The organism is Enterococcus sp. DIV1315a (assembly GCF_051712325.1).
Lineage (GTDB): Bacteria > Bacillota > Bacilli > Lactobacillales > Enterococcaceae > Enterococcus > Enterococcus faecalis.
The window spans coordinates 670091-687036 of the sequence record NZ_JBIOOS010000001.1 but is presented as its reverse complement, the minus strand read 5'-3'; the positions used below and the strand labels follow the sequence as shown (position 1 = coordinate 687036).

The following is a 16946-nucleotide window of genomic DNA, read 5'->3' as shown; positions in this document are numbered from 1 at the left end:
TAGACGAGTAGGTACTGCTTTTTAATTAGCAGTCCTACTCGTTTGTTGTCTCTTAAGTTGAGAGGAGCGTGAGAAGGTGAAACAATCACCTGATTTAGAAAATTTTTTAAAAACTTCTATCCAAAAAAATGTAACTATTGAGCGAAAACAACAAAACCAAACCATTTGGCACTGGCTACTGCTTATTTTATTTGGCTTGCTAACCTTTGGCTCACTGACACAGCAGTTACTCCTAATTGGCTTGTTTACACTTATTGCCGCTATTGTTAAAGGTCCCTTAATGCTCGTCTGGGGAACCATCTATTCGGCGTTAGTGGCTTTGTTTCCACCTTTCGCTTTAGTCCTATCTTTACTTTTTTTTATAATTAATTTAGGCACCGTTATGAAAAGTTGGCGTATTACTTTAACAAGTGCTTACTTTTATCTAATTCCTTTAGGTTTTAGTCTCTTGAAAACGACCGACTGGGTATCAACGCCTTATTTCCTGACAGGCTTGGCTTTGTTAAGTATTTTAGGGCTGCATTTTATATTAGAGTGGCTCTATAAAAATAATAGCTTAGGCCGTTTACTCACGTGGCAAATTATTAGTGTCCCTTTTTCACTCTTACTGATCATTTTACCAAGTCGCCTAACGAAAGGCCGTTTTGGTAAAAAACGAATACCTAAAAAAGTGAAACTCTAAAATAGAAAAGCCTAGGAAAAATCGCAAATGATTTTTTCTAGGCTTTTCTTCGATTCTTTTAATTTAAAAATTCGTTGATTTTCGATTTTAGGACGTCGATAAAACTGGAGAAAGAGAATTCATTTGTTTGTGAATATGTCCAATGAGCCAATAACAGAAAAACTAAAATAACCAGTATCGCAACCACTAAAAAGGTTCTAATTCTTGCCCTTCTTTTTCTACGTTGAACTGTTAGCCGTGCTTGTTCCCTTACTCTCATAGCTTCTAAATAATACGGACGCCATTTAGGTTCATTTTTTCGTTGCTCATAAATTTATGATAAGCCATCAAACTTCCCCCACATCAAATTTCTTCTAGTATACAAAAAAAGTAGTAAAGATAAAAGGTTACAATTCACCTTTTATCTTTACCACTTATGCTTTTATGCGATTCCTGCACCATTTGGCATTTCTTTTGGTGCTTCAACAATTTGAAGTTTCCCTTCTGGTGATTCAGCTGAAAGAATCATTCCTTGGCTAATTTGACCACGCATTTTTCTTGGTTTTAAGTTAGCCACAATGACTACTTTTTTGCCAATTAGCGCAGCTGGATCTGGATAAAATTCAGCAATACCTGAAAGAATTTGACGATGGTTTTCATCTCCAGCATCTAAACGAAATTGCAATAATTTATCTGCTCCTTTGACTTTTTTACAGTCAATAACTTCGGCAACTTTTAATTCCACTTTATCGAAATCATCGTACTTAATTTGTTTTTCTTTCGTTGAAACCAACGTTGTTTCTTCTGGATTCCATTTAATATCCTCTTCTGTAGCACTTTCGCTTTGGGACATTTTCTTTTGAATATACGTTACTTCTGTTTCAATTTCTAAACGTGGGAAAATAGGTGTTCCTTTACTTGTTACTGTTACGTCTGTTGGGAACTCACCAAAATGAATATTTTCCATGTTCATTGTTTCTGGATCTAAGCCTAATTGTTCGAAAATTTTCCCTGGTGTTTCTGTCATGACTGGTTGCAATAAGATTGCCACAATTCGTAAGCTTTCCGCTAAATGGATCATGACACTTTCTAATTCATTGCGTTTCTCTTCTTCTTTAGCCAATACCCAAGGCGCTGTTTCATCAATATATTTATTGGCACGAGAAACCAGCGTCCAGATTTCTGCAATGGCCGTGTTAAATTCCATTTTTTCCATTGCTTCATGATATTTTCCAATAACATTCGCCGCAGTTGTCGATAGTTCACTATCAAATGGGGTAACTTTTGAAGCATAGGCTGGTACTTTGCCATCACAATATTTATTAATCATCGCAATTGTTCGATTCAACAAGTTTCCTAAGTCATTAGCTAAATCATAATTTAAGCGAGAAACGAAATCTTCTGGTGTAAAGACGCCATCACTACCAAATGGAATTGCTCGTAATAAATAATAACGTAACGCATCTAGACCGTAGCGTTCTACTAACATTTCAGGGTAAACAACATTTCCTTTAGATTTAGACATTTTTCCGTCTTTCATCAATAACCAACCATGTCCAAAGACTTTTTTCGGTAATGGTAAATCCAAGGCCATTAACATAATTGGCCAATAAATCGTATGGAAACGCACGATTTCTTTCCCAACCATTTGCACGTTCGCAGGCCAATATTTTTGGAATAATGAATCATCTTCTGAGCCATAACCTAGTGCTGTAATATAGTTTGATAACGCATCAATCCATACGTAAACCACATGTTTTGGATCATTTTTTAATGGAATTCCCCAAGAGAAAGTCGTTCTTGAAACGGCTAAATCTTCCAATCCTGGTTTGATGAAGTTATTTAGCATCTCATTTTTACGAGATTCTGGTTGAATAAATTCTGGATGTTCTTCGTAATATTGTACCAAACGATCCGCATATTTACTCATGCGGAAGAAATAGGATTCTTCTTTAACTAATTCAACTTCATGACCACTTGGTGCTTTCCCACCAATGACATTGCCTTCGTCGTCACGATATACTTCAGCTAATTGTGTTTCAGTGAAAAATTCTTCATCAGAAACTGAATACCAACCTTCATATTCTCCAAGGTAGATATCTCCTTGTTCTACTAAACGATCAAAAATTTGTTGCACGGCTGCCATGTGATAATCATCCGTTGTCCGAATAAATTTATCATAGCTGATATCTAATGTTTTCCATAATTTTTGAACATCTGCTGCCATTTTATCAACGTACTCTTTTGGTGTCACATTCAACTCAGCAGCTTTTTTTTCAATTTTTTGGCCATGTTCATCCACACCTGTTAAATAAAATACATCAAAACCCATTAAACGCTTGTAACGGGCCATTGCATCGCAGGCGATTGTTGTATATGAATTCCCAATATGTAACTTCCCACTTGGGTAATAAATTGGGGTGGTAATATAAAATGTTTCTTTCTGTGACATACAGAAAAAACCTCCTTTAGTCATTTTCCTAAACCCTCAGGATTTACTCCTAAACAGTATACCATAATTAGACATTATTAAACTATATTTCTTGTCGGTTTTCTCTTGAAAATGAAGAAAATGCCAGAAAGAAAAGAGAGAAACACCTGTCTATTTGACAAGTATTCCTCTCTTTTTTCGTTCACTTTTATTCTTTTGTCTCGAAACGAACGATACTATGGTGTCGTCCATAAAAGAAATAAATAGCCAAACCAATCACTACGGCTACGCCAAATACTTGCCAAGTAGCTAAAGACAATTGGAACATCAAAGCCGCGCAAACCACGATTGAAATTAATGGTAGAACCGGCACAAGTGGTACTTTAAATTCACCTGCTTGCGGTTCTCCTTTCATTGTCCGTAATTTGATAATTCCTAAAGCGAGAAACATCAGATAAAAGAGTGTCACGATATTTGTAAGTTCAGCCAACATCTCCATTGGAACAACACCAGCAAAAACCATTGCTAAAAATCCAGCTACATAGGTTGCATTCTTAGGTGTGTGCCGCTTCTCATCGATTTTGCTCATAAACTGCGGCAATAATCCATCTTTACTAATCGCATAAATCACACGGGCTAAACTGTACATCATCGCAATCGTCACTGTTAATAAGGTTAAAATAGCGCCAACTGAAATGATTGTCGCAATTGCGCCATGATTAATGAAACGCATCGCAAAAGCCACCGGATCTTTGACCCCTAAATCCGTAAATGGAACAATCCCAGTTAAAACTAACGTAACAACAATATATAACAATGTTGAAATAATAATGGAACCAATAATCCCTTTTGGAATATCTTTTTTCGGATTCTTCACTTCCTCCGCGGCCATACTGACCGCATCAAACCCTAAAAAGGCAAAGAAAACTAAAGCAGCGCCACTGAAAACGCCTGAAAAACCATAAGGAATAAATGGTTGCCAGTTCGTTGGTTTTACATAAAAGATCCCAACGAGAACAAATAATAAAATAATCCCAAACTTCACGAAAACCATTAAGTTATTTAAACGTAACGCTGTTTTCGCTTCTAAGGATACCCAAAAAGTTACAGCTACAACGACCAACATGGCAATCAAATCAATATATGTACCATTTGTTGGATTATAAGCGCCACTTAACGCTTGCGGCAAAGAAAAACCTAAGCTATCCAAAAAGCCATGGACATAGCCTGACCAACCTGAAGCAACGGATGAAACCGCCAAGAAAAACTCACAAATAATCATCCAACCAGTCATCCAAGCCACAATTTCTCCAAAGACCACATACATGTAGGCATACGGCCCGCCAATGACCGGAATACGTGATGCAAATTCTGCATAGCATAAACCAGATAAAATAATTGCGGCTGCTGCTACCAGAAATGATAAGACGAGCCCTGGACCTGCATAGCGTTCCGCTGCGACACCTGTCACAACAAAAATCCCTGTTCCTACTACAGCCCCAATTCCTAGAAAAATTAAGTCCATCGTCTTAAGATTTTTTTTCATCCCACCACTGTCATTGACAGGCACAGTGATTTCTTTTTTTCTGAAAATAGACATGTGTTTACCCCCGTAAAAAAAATAAGCGTAAATAAACTATTTACGCTTTCATATACCCTAAAAGAATACCACCTAGAATAACAAAAATGCAACCAAAAATAACATAAAACATTTCTTTTTTTGATTTTCTTTCGCCTAAAAGGAAGATGCCCCCAAGAGTCGAAATAATAATCCCCATTTGTGATAAAGAGAAGCTAATAGCTAAGCCAATTTCACGCATGGTTAATAACATACAAATATTTCCTAAGCCCCAAAGCAGACCCGTCGTCATATTCATCCAAACAAAACGATCAACTTTGACTTTTTTGAAGGCAAAGAAACTAGCCCCCACTAACATGCCAATACTTTGTGGCAAAATAATTCCCCACGGATCTAAACCAGTGGCATTAATAATGATGGTATAGACACCATACCCAACTGTTGAGAAAATCAACGCCCGAATCCCTTTATTAAAATCTAACATACTGTTTGAGGTTTTCGGTTGACTATCATCATCTTGTCGAGCTGTTAAATACACCCCAAAAACTAAAAAGGCTAAAGCGATAAAGCCCACAACAAAATCTTTTGTTTTTGTCCATTCATGGAAAAAAACAGCCCCTGCAACGGTATTAACAACTAACTGCATCCCAGTTGAAATTGGTAAGCCAACTGAAACGCCCATATATTTCATGCTATGAAATTGTTGATTCTGTCCCAAACTCCAGAATAAACCAGATATAAATCCAACAATTAATGTGGCTGTCGTCAACGTAGGCTGGATGACAAAAAAGACAACAATTGAAAATAATAATGCGCCGATTGTCATACCTAACGTTTGTTGATTGGCGCTTCCACCAATTTTACCGCTGACTAAACCAATACTGCCCCACGCAATCATGGGCACTAAAGCGATAAGTAAACTCATAATATTCTCCTAACAAATTTATTTCATTTCATTCTAACAATAAAAACGTTTTCTAAACAACTAAGAAGAGTAAGAGAAGTTAGCAAGAAAGTTTTAATAAATAAAAAAAAGGCCTATCACCTCTTTAGTTTGCTGATAGACCTACTTTTTATTTCACTTCATTATAATAACTGAGGGAAGGGAAAAACAATGTCATCGTCGTACCTTGCCCTTCTGTCGATTCGACTGTTAAATCATGACCTAACTTTTTCGCTAAGCTATGGGCCAAATACAGGCCAAGACCAGTCGAATGCTGTTCACTTTTCCGCCCGTTTTCACCAGTAAATCCTTTATCAAAAATGCGTCGTTGATCTTGCATCGGAATGCCAATCCCAGAATCTTTTAAAGATAAATAAATACCTTGTTTATTTTTGGAAATTAGGACCGTAATCGTGCCGCCTTCTGGCGTATACTTGACTGCATTACTTAATAATTGGCGGAAAATAAAAATGACCCATTTTCGGTCGGTTAAAACCGCTTCATCTTCCCCTTCAATTGAGAATTGCAATCTTTTTTGGATAAAATAATTTGCTTGCGTACGAACAACAGATTGCACAATTTCTTTTAAAGAATATTCTTGGAGTAAATAATCTCGAGAAAAGCTGTCCAGTCTAGCATAATATAGGACTTGCTCGACATATTCATCAATTTTCCCTAACTCATTTTCCAATAGATAATATTTTTTCTCTGGAATATCATCTTCGACAGATTGTACCAGTAACGTGATAGCCGCTAGGGGGACTTTGATTTCATGAACCCAAGAGTCAATGTAATCTTTTTGGTCCTGTTGGTTGTTAATTGCTTGCTGCATGGTTTGTTGGTGCTCTTGCAATAAACCGTTAATATACGTTTGGACAAGTAGTTCTTCTTCTTTTTCTGCTGTATTCAAATATTCTTGTAAAGAAGGCGGCTCTTTTTCCGTTGCCAACGAAAGCCACCACTTACGTTTTAAATAATAATCAATTGTTAAAAATAGCGATAAAAAAACACTTTGCAGTAAAAAGATATAGCCAACCACTGTCCAATCTAAGCGGACATTAGGAGCCAACCATAAAATAAAACAAGTTAAGAACAGAAAAAATAACCAACCAATTAGTAATAACCAGCGATCTTTTAAATACTTTAGAATGGTCATTGTCTACTCCTATCTAGGGCACCATATAACCGACGCCCACTTTGGTTTCAATATAGCCAGCAATCCCCGCTTGCTCAATTTTTTTTCGTAAACGATTGATATTTACCGTCAACGTATTGTCATCCACAAAACGTTCATCGTCCCATAAAGCGCGCAATAGTTTTTCACGTGTTAAAATTTTTCCGTGCTTTTTCATTAAAAGATACAGTAATCGGTATTCATTTTTACTTAAATCGATCATTTCGCCTTTGATTTCCATTCGTCCATTGTCCACATTTAAAGTAATGCCATTATGTGAAAGCACTTCACTATCCGTATCGGAATAGTTATAAGAGCGGCGCAACAAAGCATTGATTTTAGCAATTAAAACATCTATCTGGAACGGTTTTGTAACAAAATCATCCGCGCCCATGTTCATCGCCATAATCATATCCATATTGGTACTACGACTCGAAATAAAAATAATTGGTACTTTAGAAACTTCACGAATTTTTTGACACCAATAGTACCCATCGTACACAGGTAAATTAATATCCATCAAGACTAATTGGGGATTCTCCTCTTGAAAATCATCCAATACATCATTAAAATCGGTTGTTCCAATCGTTTCAAATTGCCATTTTTGTAATTCCTCGCTAATTAATTCTCGAATGGTTGTTTCATCTTCGACAATCATGATTTTAGCCATGCAATCCCACCTCTTTTATTTCTAAATTTTCATCTTTCTTATCCTAACAAACTTCATTCTTTTTGGATATAGGACTTTATGATGATTTTTACACTATTTCAAAAATAGGCGCTAATAATTCCCATTCTGATAACATGATGAATTTGCCAACGAAAGCAAAAATACCATCTAATAATAACACAGACATATTAATTCCTAATACAATAGAAGCTTTTTCGACAATTGGCATGGACTTTTTATTTTTCAAAATAAGATATAAAACAAAGTTCGTTCCATAAGTAAAAACTGTTAATAACACAATTAACTCAATCATTTTACCACTTCCTATTTCGGACTTTTCATTTTTCCTTCAATAATTTACTACTCTTAATTATAGCATAATCTTATAAAAAAATCGGCAGAGTCCTAACCCTTAAGATAAACAACAGAATAGAAGCAGCCTCTTTGGAACTCGCAAGAATCGAGCCTTTTTTAAGAGTTGAAGGTCTTGATCCTTAAAAGACAAGCCCTTCAACTCTAGTATGTTCCATGTATTGGAATTGATACCAACGTAACGAAGTGTAGTCGATCAGACAACCTCAGTTTTTCTAATGATTATATTTGTCATACACTTCTTTTAACTGGTTTAAATCTATTTTTTTCATTTGGTACAATTTTTTGGTCACTTCATTTGCTCTAGCTGGATTTGAGTCAGATAAATAACGTTTCAGTTCAGGATTGCCTGTTTGCCAACTGACCCCAAATTGATCTTCCATCCAGCCACACGGCCATTCTTTCCCTTTAGCAGTCACTTGTTGCCATAGCCGATCTATTTCCTCCTGATTTTCACAATCAATATAAATGGAGAAGGCCATGGTAAAATCAAAGTCATGTTTATCTCGTGCATCCATTACTCGAAACGGTTGCTCCTGTAATGTGAAAAGTGCTTGCGCAACGTTCCCATCTTCATATTCAACTTTTTCAATTATTTCGCCTGGACCGAAAATCGCCAACCATTCTGATAGAGCTTTGGCTGCTTCGCCATATTTTTCATTAGCAAACATAAAGGTTGGTACAATTGTTTGTTCTTTTCCTGAAAAAGACACTTGCCAAGAGACACCAAATTTGTCCACTACCCAACCATATAAAGGACTAAAAGGATATTCCCCAAAAGGCATCAATATCTGTCCATCTGCTGTTAAATTTTTCCACAACGTTTCTGTTTGTGATAATGTTTTACATTCAACAAAAAATGAACTAGCTGGCGTAAAGGAAAATTCTGGTCCGCCATTTAAACCAATGATTGTTTGGTTCGCCAAGGTAAATTCAATGGTCATTAATGATGTTCCTTGAGGTTGATGCTCCTCATTAACGTAGTTCGTTTTACTTAGAATCGCACCTTTTTCAAAGATTGTTGTATAGAAGTTAGCAGCTTCTTCCGCTTGTGTGTCAAACCATAAACAAGGTGAAAATTTAGGCATTGTGGTTCCCTCCTTCGTTTTCTTTAGTGTAGTCAAAGATTGATAAATAAACAAAGAGAACGTTTTAGTATTTATTCATTTCCTTCTGATAGAATCGATAAATTGCTTGTTTTACTTCTTGAAGCAAGGAGGATTTTAAATGTCCCCGTGTCAAAAAATAAAAGGAACGCCAATACTTTTCACCTAACGTTTGGAAAGGAATTTTTTCAGTAATCGCTTTTCTTGAAAGCAACGATTGCCCCATACCCAATTCCAACATTTTAACAATCATTTCATTATTTTTAACCGTCATGAGTGTTGGGCTTTGATTACTTTCTTCTAAATACTGTTGGGTATAATGAAAGACCCCAGAATCCTTTTCACGTACCAACCAATTCTGATTGGCAGGGTCCCCAGCTAAAACCAATTGATCCTGAATAATTTCTTCACGAGAGGCGCCTTTCGTAATTAATGGTTTTTCGATAAAGCCAAAATCAACTTGATGTTTTTCAACTTTTTCCACTACTTCTTCTGAATTGTTCATTTCTAAAACAAAATTGATTGTTGCATACTGTGTCTGCAAATGCTGCATCAGTTGCGGCAAATAATAAACTGCAAAAGTATTAGACGCAGCAATTCGGCAAGTTTCTTTAGGTAATCTCGCCTGATGAAGAGCTGTTAATGTTTCTTGCCAATCATCAGCTAAATTTAGCAAACGATTATACAAGACTTCTGCTTGCCTAGTAGGGACTACATCTTGTCGACCATTTCTTAAAAACAATGAACAGCCTAATTCTTCTTCTAATTGTTTGATTTGATTAGAAACGGCTGGTTGTGAGATATATAGGCAGGTAGCTGCTTTGGAAAAGTTCATTTGCTCATACACAATTTGAAAAGTCTTTAATAATTTAAACATAGGTATCCTTTCGATAACTTTCTATTATAAATATTATTTTAACTATTTATTTCTCAAATGTAAAAAATTTCGTTATACTGGAAGTAATGAACAAGAAAGAGAGATTTTTTCAATGAAAAATTCAGAAAATGATTATATCCAATCTTTATTCCAAATTCTTCCCGGCTTGCTAACAGCTTTCCTTGTCGCCTGCCTTAGCAAGTTTCTTGCCATCTGGTTACCTAGCTTAGGCGCCGCAACGATAGCTATTTTACTAGGAATCTTTTTGGGAAATACCTTTGTTCGCGGTGCCAATTTAAATCGCGGAACCAAAGTAGCCGAAAGTAAATTACTAGAATTTTCTGTTGTTTTATTGGGAACCACCGTGACCTTTCAAACGATTGCCCAAATTGGCTTACAAGGTGTCGCATTTATTCTCATTCAAATGTCGCTGACCATTATTTTTGCCTATTTGATCGGTAAAAAACTGGCTTTTTCTGATAATATGTCTTTATTGATGGCTGGTGGTAATGCCGTTTGTGGATCCTCTGCCATTGCTTCGATTGCTCCAGCAATTCAAGCAGATGAGGAAGAAAAAGGCCAAATCATTACTTTAGTAAACTTATTAGGAACCGTTTTAATGTTGACCTTACCCATTTTAAGTGGGATTCTCTATGATACCAATTTGTTGGCTCGTAGCGCACTAATCGGAGGGACTTTACAATCAGTTGGTCAGGTTGTCGCCAGTGCCAATATGGTCAATGAGAACGCAGTTCAACTTGCGATGCTCTTTAAAATTATGCGGATTGTCCTACTCGTAGCAGTTGTCTATTTATTTGGACGTTTCAAGCAAAGTAAGACGGCAGAATCAGAAGCTGAGTTGGTAAAAGTCACCAAAAAAAGCAGCGCCCTACCTTGGTATGTAGTTGGCTTTTTCATTGCCTGTGTCTTTAATAGTTTGATTCATTTCCCCGTCGTGATCAGTGAGACTGCTCATTTCTTTAGTTCTTGGTTTGAAATTACTGCCTTGGCAGCAATCGGGTTACGACTCGATTTTAAAAAGTTTTTCCAAGAAGGCAAACGTTTCTTAATCTATGGTTTATCAGTAGGAACTGTTCAAGTCGTCCTAGCCATTTTGTTGTTGGCACTGTTACAGTTCTAATAAAAAAGTTTGACGTTAACACGTCAAACTTTTTTATTTCAGCTTATTCATGCTATTATGAATAAGGTTTTATTAACTTAAAGGAGTTTTTCGATGTTATTTAGTATTAAAAAAAGCGAATGCTTAGGCAATGAACGAAATGATCTCTTTGCCGGTCTCGTTTCTTCTGTCGCCATTTTACCAGAAGTAATCGGGTTTGCGATTATTGCTGGTGTTCACCCGCTTTCTGCAGTGTTTGCTTCAGCTGTTACTTTACTTGTGATTACTTTTACGGGCGGCCGTCCGGCAATGGTTTCGGCGTCTGCTGGCTCAATGGCCTTAGTCCTTGCAGGCTTAATTCAAGCACATGGTTTGTCATACATGCTTGCTGCGACTATTTTAACAGGCTTTCTACAATTTATTTTAGGTTATTTAGGTATCCATAAATTAATGCGCTTTATTCCCAAGACAGTGATGTACGGATTCGTCAATGCGTTAGCCATTTTAATTTTCATGGCGCAAGTACAACAATTGCCTCATCAAACACTGTGGTCCTACGGCATGATTATCTGTAGTATCTTACTTATTTATCTATTACCTAAGTTTATTACAATTGTGCCTCCTGCGTTAATTGTTATTTTATTCATGACTATCCTGTCCTATTTTTTAAAAGGTCATTTGCAAACGGTAGGTGATCTTGGTAAAATGAGTCAATTTCATCCAGCGATCCGTTGGCCTAATGTACCCGTCAACTTAGAAACGTTGTGGATTATTTTACCTAGCTCTGTTGCCTTAGCAATGGTCGGGTTAATTGAATCTTTATTGACGATCCCCATTGTGGACAAAATGACAGCGAGCCAAAGTGATAGCCAACGAGAAGTTAAGGCGCAAGGATTCGCTAATATAATTACCGGCTTTTTTGGTGGCCAAGCTGGCTGTGCGATGATCGGGCAAGCGGTCATTAATGTTAAATCTGGAGGACGAAAACGGCTTTCTACTTTGATTTCAGGTATTACCCTCCTTCTATTCATTTTTGTTTTTAAATCCGTGATGGTAGCCATTCCTACAGCTGCATTGATTGGGATCATGATGACAGTGGCAGTCGACACCTTTGATTGGGAAAGTTTACAGCTTTTCCGAACTTTTGAAATTACTGAAATTGTTATTTTACTCGTGACAGTTGGTGTGATCGTCTATACGCATAATTTAGCGATTGGAATTATTCTAGGTGTTCTTTTAAGTGGTCTTCTTTATCATTTTTTCAAAAAAGAACCAAAAAAAAGTTGCTAGCTTTAGCAACTTTTTTTATTTTTCCCAATATTTCTTCAACGCTTCTTTTTCTATTTTCTTAATGAACGCATCTTTGCCATCCATATATTTATCAATGCTATCGGGGTGTGCTTGGGCCAATTGCTTTTTTAATGTACCATAGGTTGTAGCAATTGCCGGATTTTCTCGTAAATAATTTCGAAAAGCAAGATGGCGCAAAATTTCTTGCGTATTGTCAAACTGATAAATATGCACATGATGTGTTCTTTTTATCGGGCCTTTTCGTAAATAACGACGTCCTGATAGTCCAAATTCCCCCATATATTCATAACCGATTCTTTCAAATTCCCCTTGTAACAGGTCTACTTTTTCAATTTCTTCAACAATGACCAAAAAATCAATAATTGGTTTGGCTGCTAAATTAGGCACAGATGTGCTACCGATATGTTCAACTTTAAGACAATTTTCCTTTAGAATCTGTTTCAACGCTTGGGCTTCTTCTTCAAACTGTTCCACCCAGGCTGGTTGGTATTCAGTAACGATTACCCGCATGATTTCTTCCCTCTTTTCTATATCCGTTTCATATGTAAAATAGGAAACGGATTTCCTTGAGGATCTTCCTTTGATTCACCAATTACTTGAAACCCTTGAGATTGATAGAACTTCACAGCCCCTTCATTTTGTTTATTGGCATCAACAAAGACAATTGATTCTTGCTCTATTAACTTTTTGATAATTTCTCCACCATAGCCTTTACGAAAATAGACTGGGTCAATAAATAACATTTCCAACGTTTGTTGATTTGTTCCACTAAAGCCCACACATTTCTGTTCTTCATTTAACCACATACTTAATTGAACTTGTTGAAAATAATCAGGTAAAACTACTTCGATTTTATCAATATCTGCCTGACTCAAAAACAAATGGGTAGCTTCTACTGAAGAACGCCATAGAGAAATTAATTGAGGATAATCGTTTTTTTTTACTTCTTTTTGGTTCAGCATTTTTAATTCCTCCCTATCTAATAAACAAAGTATACCACATTTTGTCTCTCTCAATTCCATAAAAAATAGTCAAATCAACCGTGTTTTTTCTGTCGATTTGACTGTCTCTCTCTATTAACTCTGATGGCTAAACAAGTAAACTAATCAAAGCCACGATAGCTAAACCGCCTTGTGTTAAAATGATTTTTTTATCACTAGTTAAGCTACCGTACGCCGCCACTAAAATAATATAAATCAATAAAAATTTTGTCATCTCCATCGTTGCTTGCGCAAAATAGACACTATAAATAAGTCCTGCACCGATTAGTCCATTATAGATTCCTTGATTTTTAAACAATGTAGTCACTGATTTTCTTTGTAACTCTTGCCTATCCATTTTAAAAACACGGCTTGTTGTCTCAGATGTTGGTACAATCGTTTCTAAATACATAATGTAGAAAAATTCTACAGCCACCAAGGTTACTAAAATTGTTGAAATTAATGTCATCTGCTCCCTCCTCCCATTCCTTTGAACGAAGTAATTTTATGTAATTTTTGCTATGATGTAAATAGATATGCCTAGCCTTAACGAAAGGAAGAAACCTATGACTTTTCAAGAAACTATTAGCGCCTATATCCAAGAACGTTATCAGATAACGCCCGATTTTCCTTTTGAAAAACACCCAGACTATCTCGTCTTTCGTCATCCTAGAAATGCAAAATGGTTTGCTTTAATTATGCCACTGGATGCACAACTGCTCGGCGCTACCGAGAATAAGCAGCTCACTATTTTAACCGTTAAACTTGCGCCTGAATTGATTGCCTTATTAAAGAACCAACCTGGCTATTTTCCTGCCTATCATATGAATAAAGAGCATTGGTTAAGTCTTTCTGAAGAAATTCCGCTCTCACAAGTTTTTTCATTTATAGATGAAAGTTACCAACGGAGTTATTAAAAAAAAACACCCTACTCAAGGAGTAGGGTGTGAAAGATTATTTAAGCTTATTTGCTTAAAGCGTCTTTTGCTTGTTCAGCTAACGCTGTAAATGCTGCTGCATCGTTAACGGCTAAGTCAGCTAACATTTTGCGGTTGATATCAATCTCTGCCAATTTCAAACCGTGCATTAATTTAGAATAGCTTAAGCCATTCATGCGAGCTGCCGCGTTGATACGTGCAATCCATAATTTACGGAAGTCACGTTTCTTTTGACGACGGTCTCTGAATGCATAGTAATAAGAGTTCATTACTTGTTCTTTTGCTGATTTAAATAAAGTATGTTTTGATCCGTAGTAGCCTTTCGCTAACTTAAGGACTTTTTTACGACGTTTACGGGTTACTGTTCCACCTTTAACACGTGCCATGTTGAATTCCTCCTAATATCTTGTTTCTCTTGACGGTAATCTAAAAGTCACCGAGTTGTTTTATTTCATTCTTGCTAATTGTTGGCGGATACGTTTGTAATCGCCTTTTGCAACCATGCTTGCTTTACGCAATTGACGGCGTTGTTTTTTAGTTTTACCGTGGAAACGGTGAGATGTAAAGGCACGGCCACGTTTTAAGCCGCCTCCACCAGTACGTTTTACACGTTTTGCTAATCCGCGGTGTGTTTTTTGTTTTGGCATGACTAATTTTCCTCCTCAAAATCTTTGCTTCAAGTGAAAGACTCTAACAGTCACAACTGTCGAATATCCTTCTTGTAGAAATTACCAAAAGTCCGAATGTTCGGTCTCTTCGTTTACTTGTCGTTTTTCGGTGCCAGCGTTAGAAACATGCTGCGTCCGTCCATTTTCGCTTTTTGTTCCACTGTGGCGATGTCCGCAGTTTCTTCAGCTAAGCGATCAAGAACTTTCTGACCAATCTCTTTATGGGTAATGGCACGGCCTTTGAAACGGATAGAAGCTTTCACTTTGTCTCCTTTTTCTAAGAACTTACGCGCATTACGAAGTTTTGTATTGAAGTCATTTACGTCAATTGTTGGACTTAAACGAACTTCTTTGACGTTGATCACTTTTTGTTTCTTGCGAGCTTCACGCTCTTTCTTTTGTTGTTCGAAACGGAATTTTCCATAATCCATAATTCGCGCAACTGGTGGTTTCGCTCCTGGCGCTACAAGTACTAAATCCAAGTTTGCAGATTCAGCGATTTGTAATGCTTCTGCTTTGGTTTTTACACCTAATTGTTCACCATCTTGTCCGATCAAACGTAACTCGCGTGCACGAATGCCGTCGTTAACCATCATATCCTTTGCTATGGTCATTCACCTCCAAAATTTTTAAGAGAAAATCCTAACGGAAGTCTGCTTTGTTTGCTAAATGCAATAAAAAAACAGGTTCCTATCCAGAACCCGCCAACAGTCTGCCTTACTAAAAAAAATAAGGAATACTTTATCTAGCCCAGCGATATACTCAACTAAGGCGAGAAGCGGGTGCTTCTGCTTTCATTTCTCAACTTCACTAGTTTACCTTAGATTATCCTAGTTGTCAATATATTTCCTCAAAAAAAAACGAATCTAGCACTAGATTCGTTTGAACTCGTATTTTGATCATTAATAATTAGTGGACTGTCCCAATGTGACTTCCTAGAAACAAATGGTTCAACACATGGTGTACATTTTCTATCCCCTAGGCGATCCCTGTAGTCCCTACAGTTCTTCTATTTATAAGGTTTCTCGTTTAGACAAGCCACGTTCTAAGATTTTTTGGCTTCTAAGATACTCTGAATTTTCTGTACTTTCAGAAAAAGACAACTCTGTTTCGATCTCCTCTGACTCAATACAAATGAGTTCTTTGCCATACCATTGTGCTTTATACAACAGTTTAGCTAAAAATAAAGACCAAGCTAGTTCAGAACGATCATGTTTTGGCGGCCGCTCATTACTGTGATGGGCTTTTTCAATACAAATAACATCGTAACTTGAAACCAATTCCGTTGTAATTTTGTTTAAAATATCCGTCCGTTGGTTGGCTATTTTTTCGCGAATTTTTGCGACTTTTATTTTTTGTTTTTGATAATTTTTTGCTTGCGAAAGATCGACACCTTTTTCTAAAGCAATCATTTTACGCTTGTTTAATTTTCGTTCTTCTTGACGTAGTTTTTGCTTTAAATGCTTTGAACAATAGCTTTTTTCGAAGCTTTCACCATTCGAAAGCAGCGCAAATTTTTCCCTACTGCTACAAATTCCCACCATTTTTTGTTGCTTTGTTTTCGTTTCAATCGGCGCTTCACACAAAATGGAAACATAATAATTGTGACTCGCACTCATAGAAATAGTTACAGATTTTATCTCCCCCAGCGGTTGGCGGTGTACCTTCATTTTAATTAAAGATTTCAATTTAGGTACTTTCAAATAACGATTATCCAAAATTTTGACCGTGCCATGTTGATTGTTCGTAGTGTAGGAATGCACCGTTTCTTTCTTTTTCTTTTTTGGAAAGCCCATCCCTTTTTCCCGATAAAAATTTTTAAAGGCTCGATCCAAATAAACTTGTGCATTTGCCAAGGCTAAACTATCAACTTCTCTGAGGACAGGGTATTGTTTCTTATATTTAGCTGGCGTTGGCATTTTAAACGTTTGTTGAGGATTTTTTCGCATCTCTTTGTAGATATCAATCCGGTCTTGTAACATTAAATTATACACCAATCGAACACAAGAAAATGTTTTTTGAATAAACTCTTCTTGTTTTGAGGTTGGATAAAGTCTGTATTTATAAGCTTTCAGAGCCTTCATCTCATAACCACCCTACCAAGATAGTTAGAAAA

Annotated in this window: 19 protein-coding genes and 1 other annotated feature; of the genes, 4 read left to right on the top strand and 15 right to left on the bottom strand. The window is 36.6% G+C overall.

What is annotated here, in order from left to right:
• Positions 1–76 precede the first annotated feature (76 nt).
• Entirely contained in the window at positions 77–682 is a 606-nt protein-coding gene (locus tag IGJ03_RS03295) for a hypothetical protein (protein WP_002383359.1), read from the top strand.
• 421 nt (positions 683–1103) lie between these two features.
• Here IGJ03_RS03295 and metG read toward each other — a convergent pair whose 3' ends face one another.
• The 8 genes from metG to IGJ03_RS03255 all read right to left on the bottom strand — a co-directional run bounded on the left by metG (position 1104) and on the right by IGJ03_RS03255 (position 9813).
• On the bottom strand, positions 1104–3113 hold the full coding sequence (gene metG / locus IGJ03_RS03290; protein ID WP_002355813.1) for a methionine--tRNA ligase: 2010 nt from the start codon (positions 3111–3113) through the stop codon (positions 1104–1106).
• 187 nt (positions 3114–3300) lie between these two features.
• Positions 3301–4692, bottom strand: a complete 1392-nt coding sequence (locus IGJ03_RS03285) for an amino acid permease (RefSeq protein ID WP_002361373.1) — start codon at positions 4690–4692, stop codon at positions 3301–3303.
• Positions 4693–4732: 40 nt separating this feature from the next.
• The gene (locus IGJ03_RS03280) at positions 4733–5596 is read right to left on the bottom strand and encodes a GRP family sugar transporter (protein ID WP_002355811.1); all 864 of its coding nucleotides are present in this window, start codon (positions 5594–5596) and stop codon (positions 4733–4735) included.
• 148 nt (positions 5597–5744) lie between these two features.
• Positions 5745–6770, bottom strand: coding sequence for a two-component system sensor histidine kinase SapS (gene sapS, locus IGJ03_RS03275; RefSeq protein ID WP_002358842.1), 1026 nt, complete (start codon positions 6768–6770; stop codon positions 5745–5747).
• A gap of 13 nt (positions 6771–6783) precedes the next feature.
• Positions 6784–7458 carry a two-component system response regulator SapR gene (sapR, locus tag IGJ03_RS03270; RefSeq protein ID WP_002355809.1) on the bottom strand — a complete coding sequence of 225 codons (675 nt, stop codon included), beginning with the start codon at positions 7456–7458 and terminating at the stop codon, positions 6784–6786.
• Positions 7459–7546: 88 nt separating this feature from the next.
• The gene (locus tag IGJ03_RS03265; RefSeq protein ID WP_002355808.1) at positions 7547–7771 is read right to left on the bottom strand and encodes a hypothetical protein; all 225 of its coding nucleotides are present in this window, start codon (positions 7769–7771) and stop codon (positions 7547–7549) included.
• Positions 7772–8045: 274 nt separating this feature from the next.
• A complete protein-coding gene (locus tag IGJ03_RS03260; protein WP_002366300.1) occupies positions 8046–8918 on the bottom strand; it encodes a VOC family protein in 873 nt (290 codons plus the stop codon).
• Positions 8919–8982: 64 nt separating this feature from the next.
• The gene (locus IGJ03_RS03255) at positions 8983–9813 is read right to left on the bottom strand and encodes a LysR family transcriptional regulator (RefSeq protein ID WP_010817110.1); all 831 of its coding nucleotides are present in this window, start codon (positions 9811–9813) and stop codon (positions 8983–8985) included.
• A gap of 112 nt (positions 9814–9925) precedes the next feature.
• Here IGJ03_RS03255 and IGJ03_RS03250 point away from each other — a divergent pair, with 112 nt between their 5' ends.
• Together IGJ03_RS03250 and IGJ03_RS03245 are read left to right on the top strand one after the other, a co-directional pair.
• Positions 9926–10954: a YeiH family protein gene (locus IGJ03_RS03250; RefSeq protein ID WP_375804807.1), complete on the top strand. Its 1029-nt coding sequence runs from the start codon at positions 9926–9928 to the stop codon at positions 10952–10954.
• Positions 10955–11047: 93 nt separating this feature from the next.
• Positions 11048–12223, top strand: coding sequence for a SulP family inorganic anion transporter (locus IGJ03_RS03245; protein WP_438711072.1), 1176 nt, complete (start codon positions 11048–11050; stop codon positions 12221–12223).
• A gap of 15 nt (positions 12224–12238) precedes the next feature.
• Here the strand turns inward: IGJ03_RS03245 and IGJ03_RS03240 are convergent, their stop codons facing one another.
• The 3 genes from IGJ03_RS03240 to IGJ03_RS03230 all read right to left on the bottom strand — a co-directional run bounded on the left by IGJ03_RS03240 (position 12239) and on the right by IGJ03_RS03230 (position 13693).
• Positions 12239–12754, bottom strand: a complete 516-nt coding sequence (locus IGJ03_RS03240) for a GrpB family protein (RefSeq protein ID WP_002361365.1) — start codon at positions 12752–12754, stop codon at positions 12239–12241.
• Between the two features lie 17 nt (positions 12755–12771).
• Positions 12772–13266 (bottom strand): GNAT family N-acetyltransferase, encoded by a 495-nt coding sequence (locus IGJ03_RS03235; RefSeq protein ID WP_002383352.1) that lies wholly within the window; start codon positions 13264–13266, stop codon positions 12772–12774.
• 67 nt (positions 13267–13333) lie between these two features.
• Complete coding sequence (locus tag IGJ03_RS03230; RefSeq protein WP_002361363.1) at positions 13334–13693, bottom strand: DUF1304 domain-containing protein; 360 nt, start codon at positions 13691–13693, stop codon at positions 13334–13336.
• Between the two features lie 67 nt (positions 13694–13760).
• Here IGJ03_RS03230 and IGJ03_RS03225 point away from each other — a divergent pair, with 67 nt between their 5' ends.
• A complete protein-coding gene (locus tag IGJ03_RS03225) occupies positions 13761–14141 on the top strand; it encodes an MmcQ/YjbR family DNA-binding protein (RefSeq protein WP_002393469.1) in 381 nt (126 codons plus the stop codon).
• 47 nt (positions 14142–14188) lie between these two features.
• On the opposite strand, the gene rplT is transcribed toward IGJ03_RS03225, so the two are convergent.
• The 4 genes from rplT to IGJ03_RS03205 form a co-directional block, all read right to left on the bottom strand.
• On the bottom strand, positions 14189–14548 hold the full coding sequence (rplT, locus tag IGJ03_RS03220) for a 50S ribosomal protein L20 (RefSeq protein ID WP_002355799.1): 360 nt from the start codon (positions 14546–14548) through the stop codon (positions 14189–14191).
• A 60-nt stretch (positions 14549–14608) separates the two neighbouring features.
• Complete coding sequence (rpmI, locus tag IGJ03_RS03215; protein WP_002355798.1) at positions 14609–14809, bottom strand: 50S ribosomal protein L35; 201 nt, start codon at positions 14807–14809, stop codon at positions 14609–14611.
• Between the two features lie 113 nt (positions 14810–14922).
• A complete protein-coding gene (infC, locus tag IGJ03_RS03210; RefSeq protein WP_002355797.1) occupies positions 14923–15444 on the bottom strand; it encodes a translation initiation factor IF-3 in 522 nt (173 codons plus the stop codon).
• 54 nt (positions 15445–15498) lie between these two features.
• Positions 15499–15630: a sequence feature (ribosomal protein L20 leader region), on the bottom strand.
• Between the two features lie 213 nt (positions 15631–15843).
• Positions 15844–16914 carry an RNA-guided endonuclease TnpB family protein gene (locus tag IGJ03_RS03205; RefSeq protein ID WP_002355796.1) on the bottom strand — a complete coding sequence of 357 codons (1071 nt, stop codon included), beginning with the start codon at positions 16912–16914 and terminating at the stop codon, positions 15844–15846.
• Positions 16915–16946 lie beyond the last annotated feature (32 nt).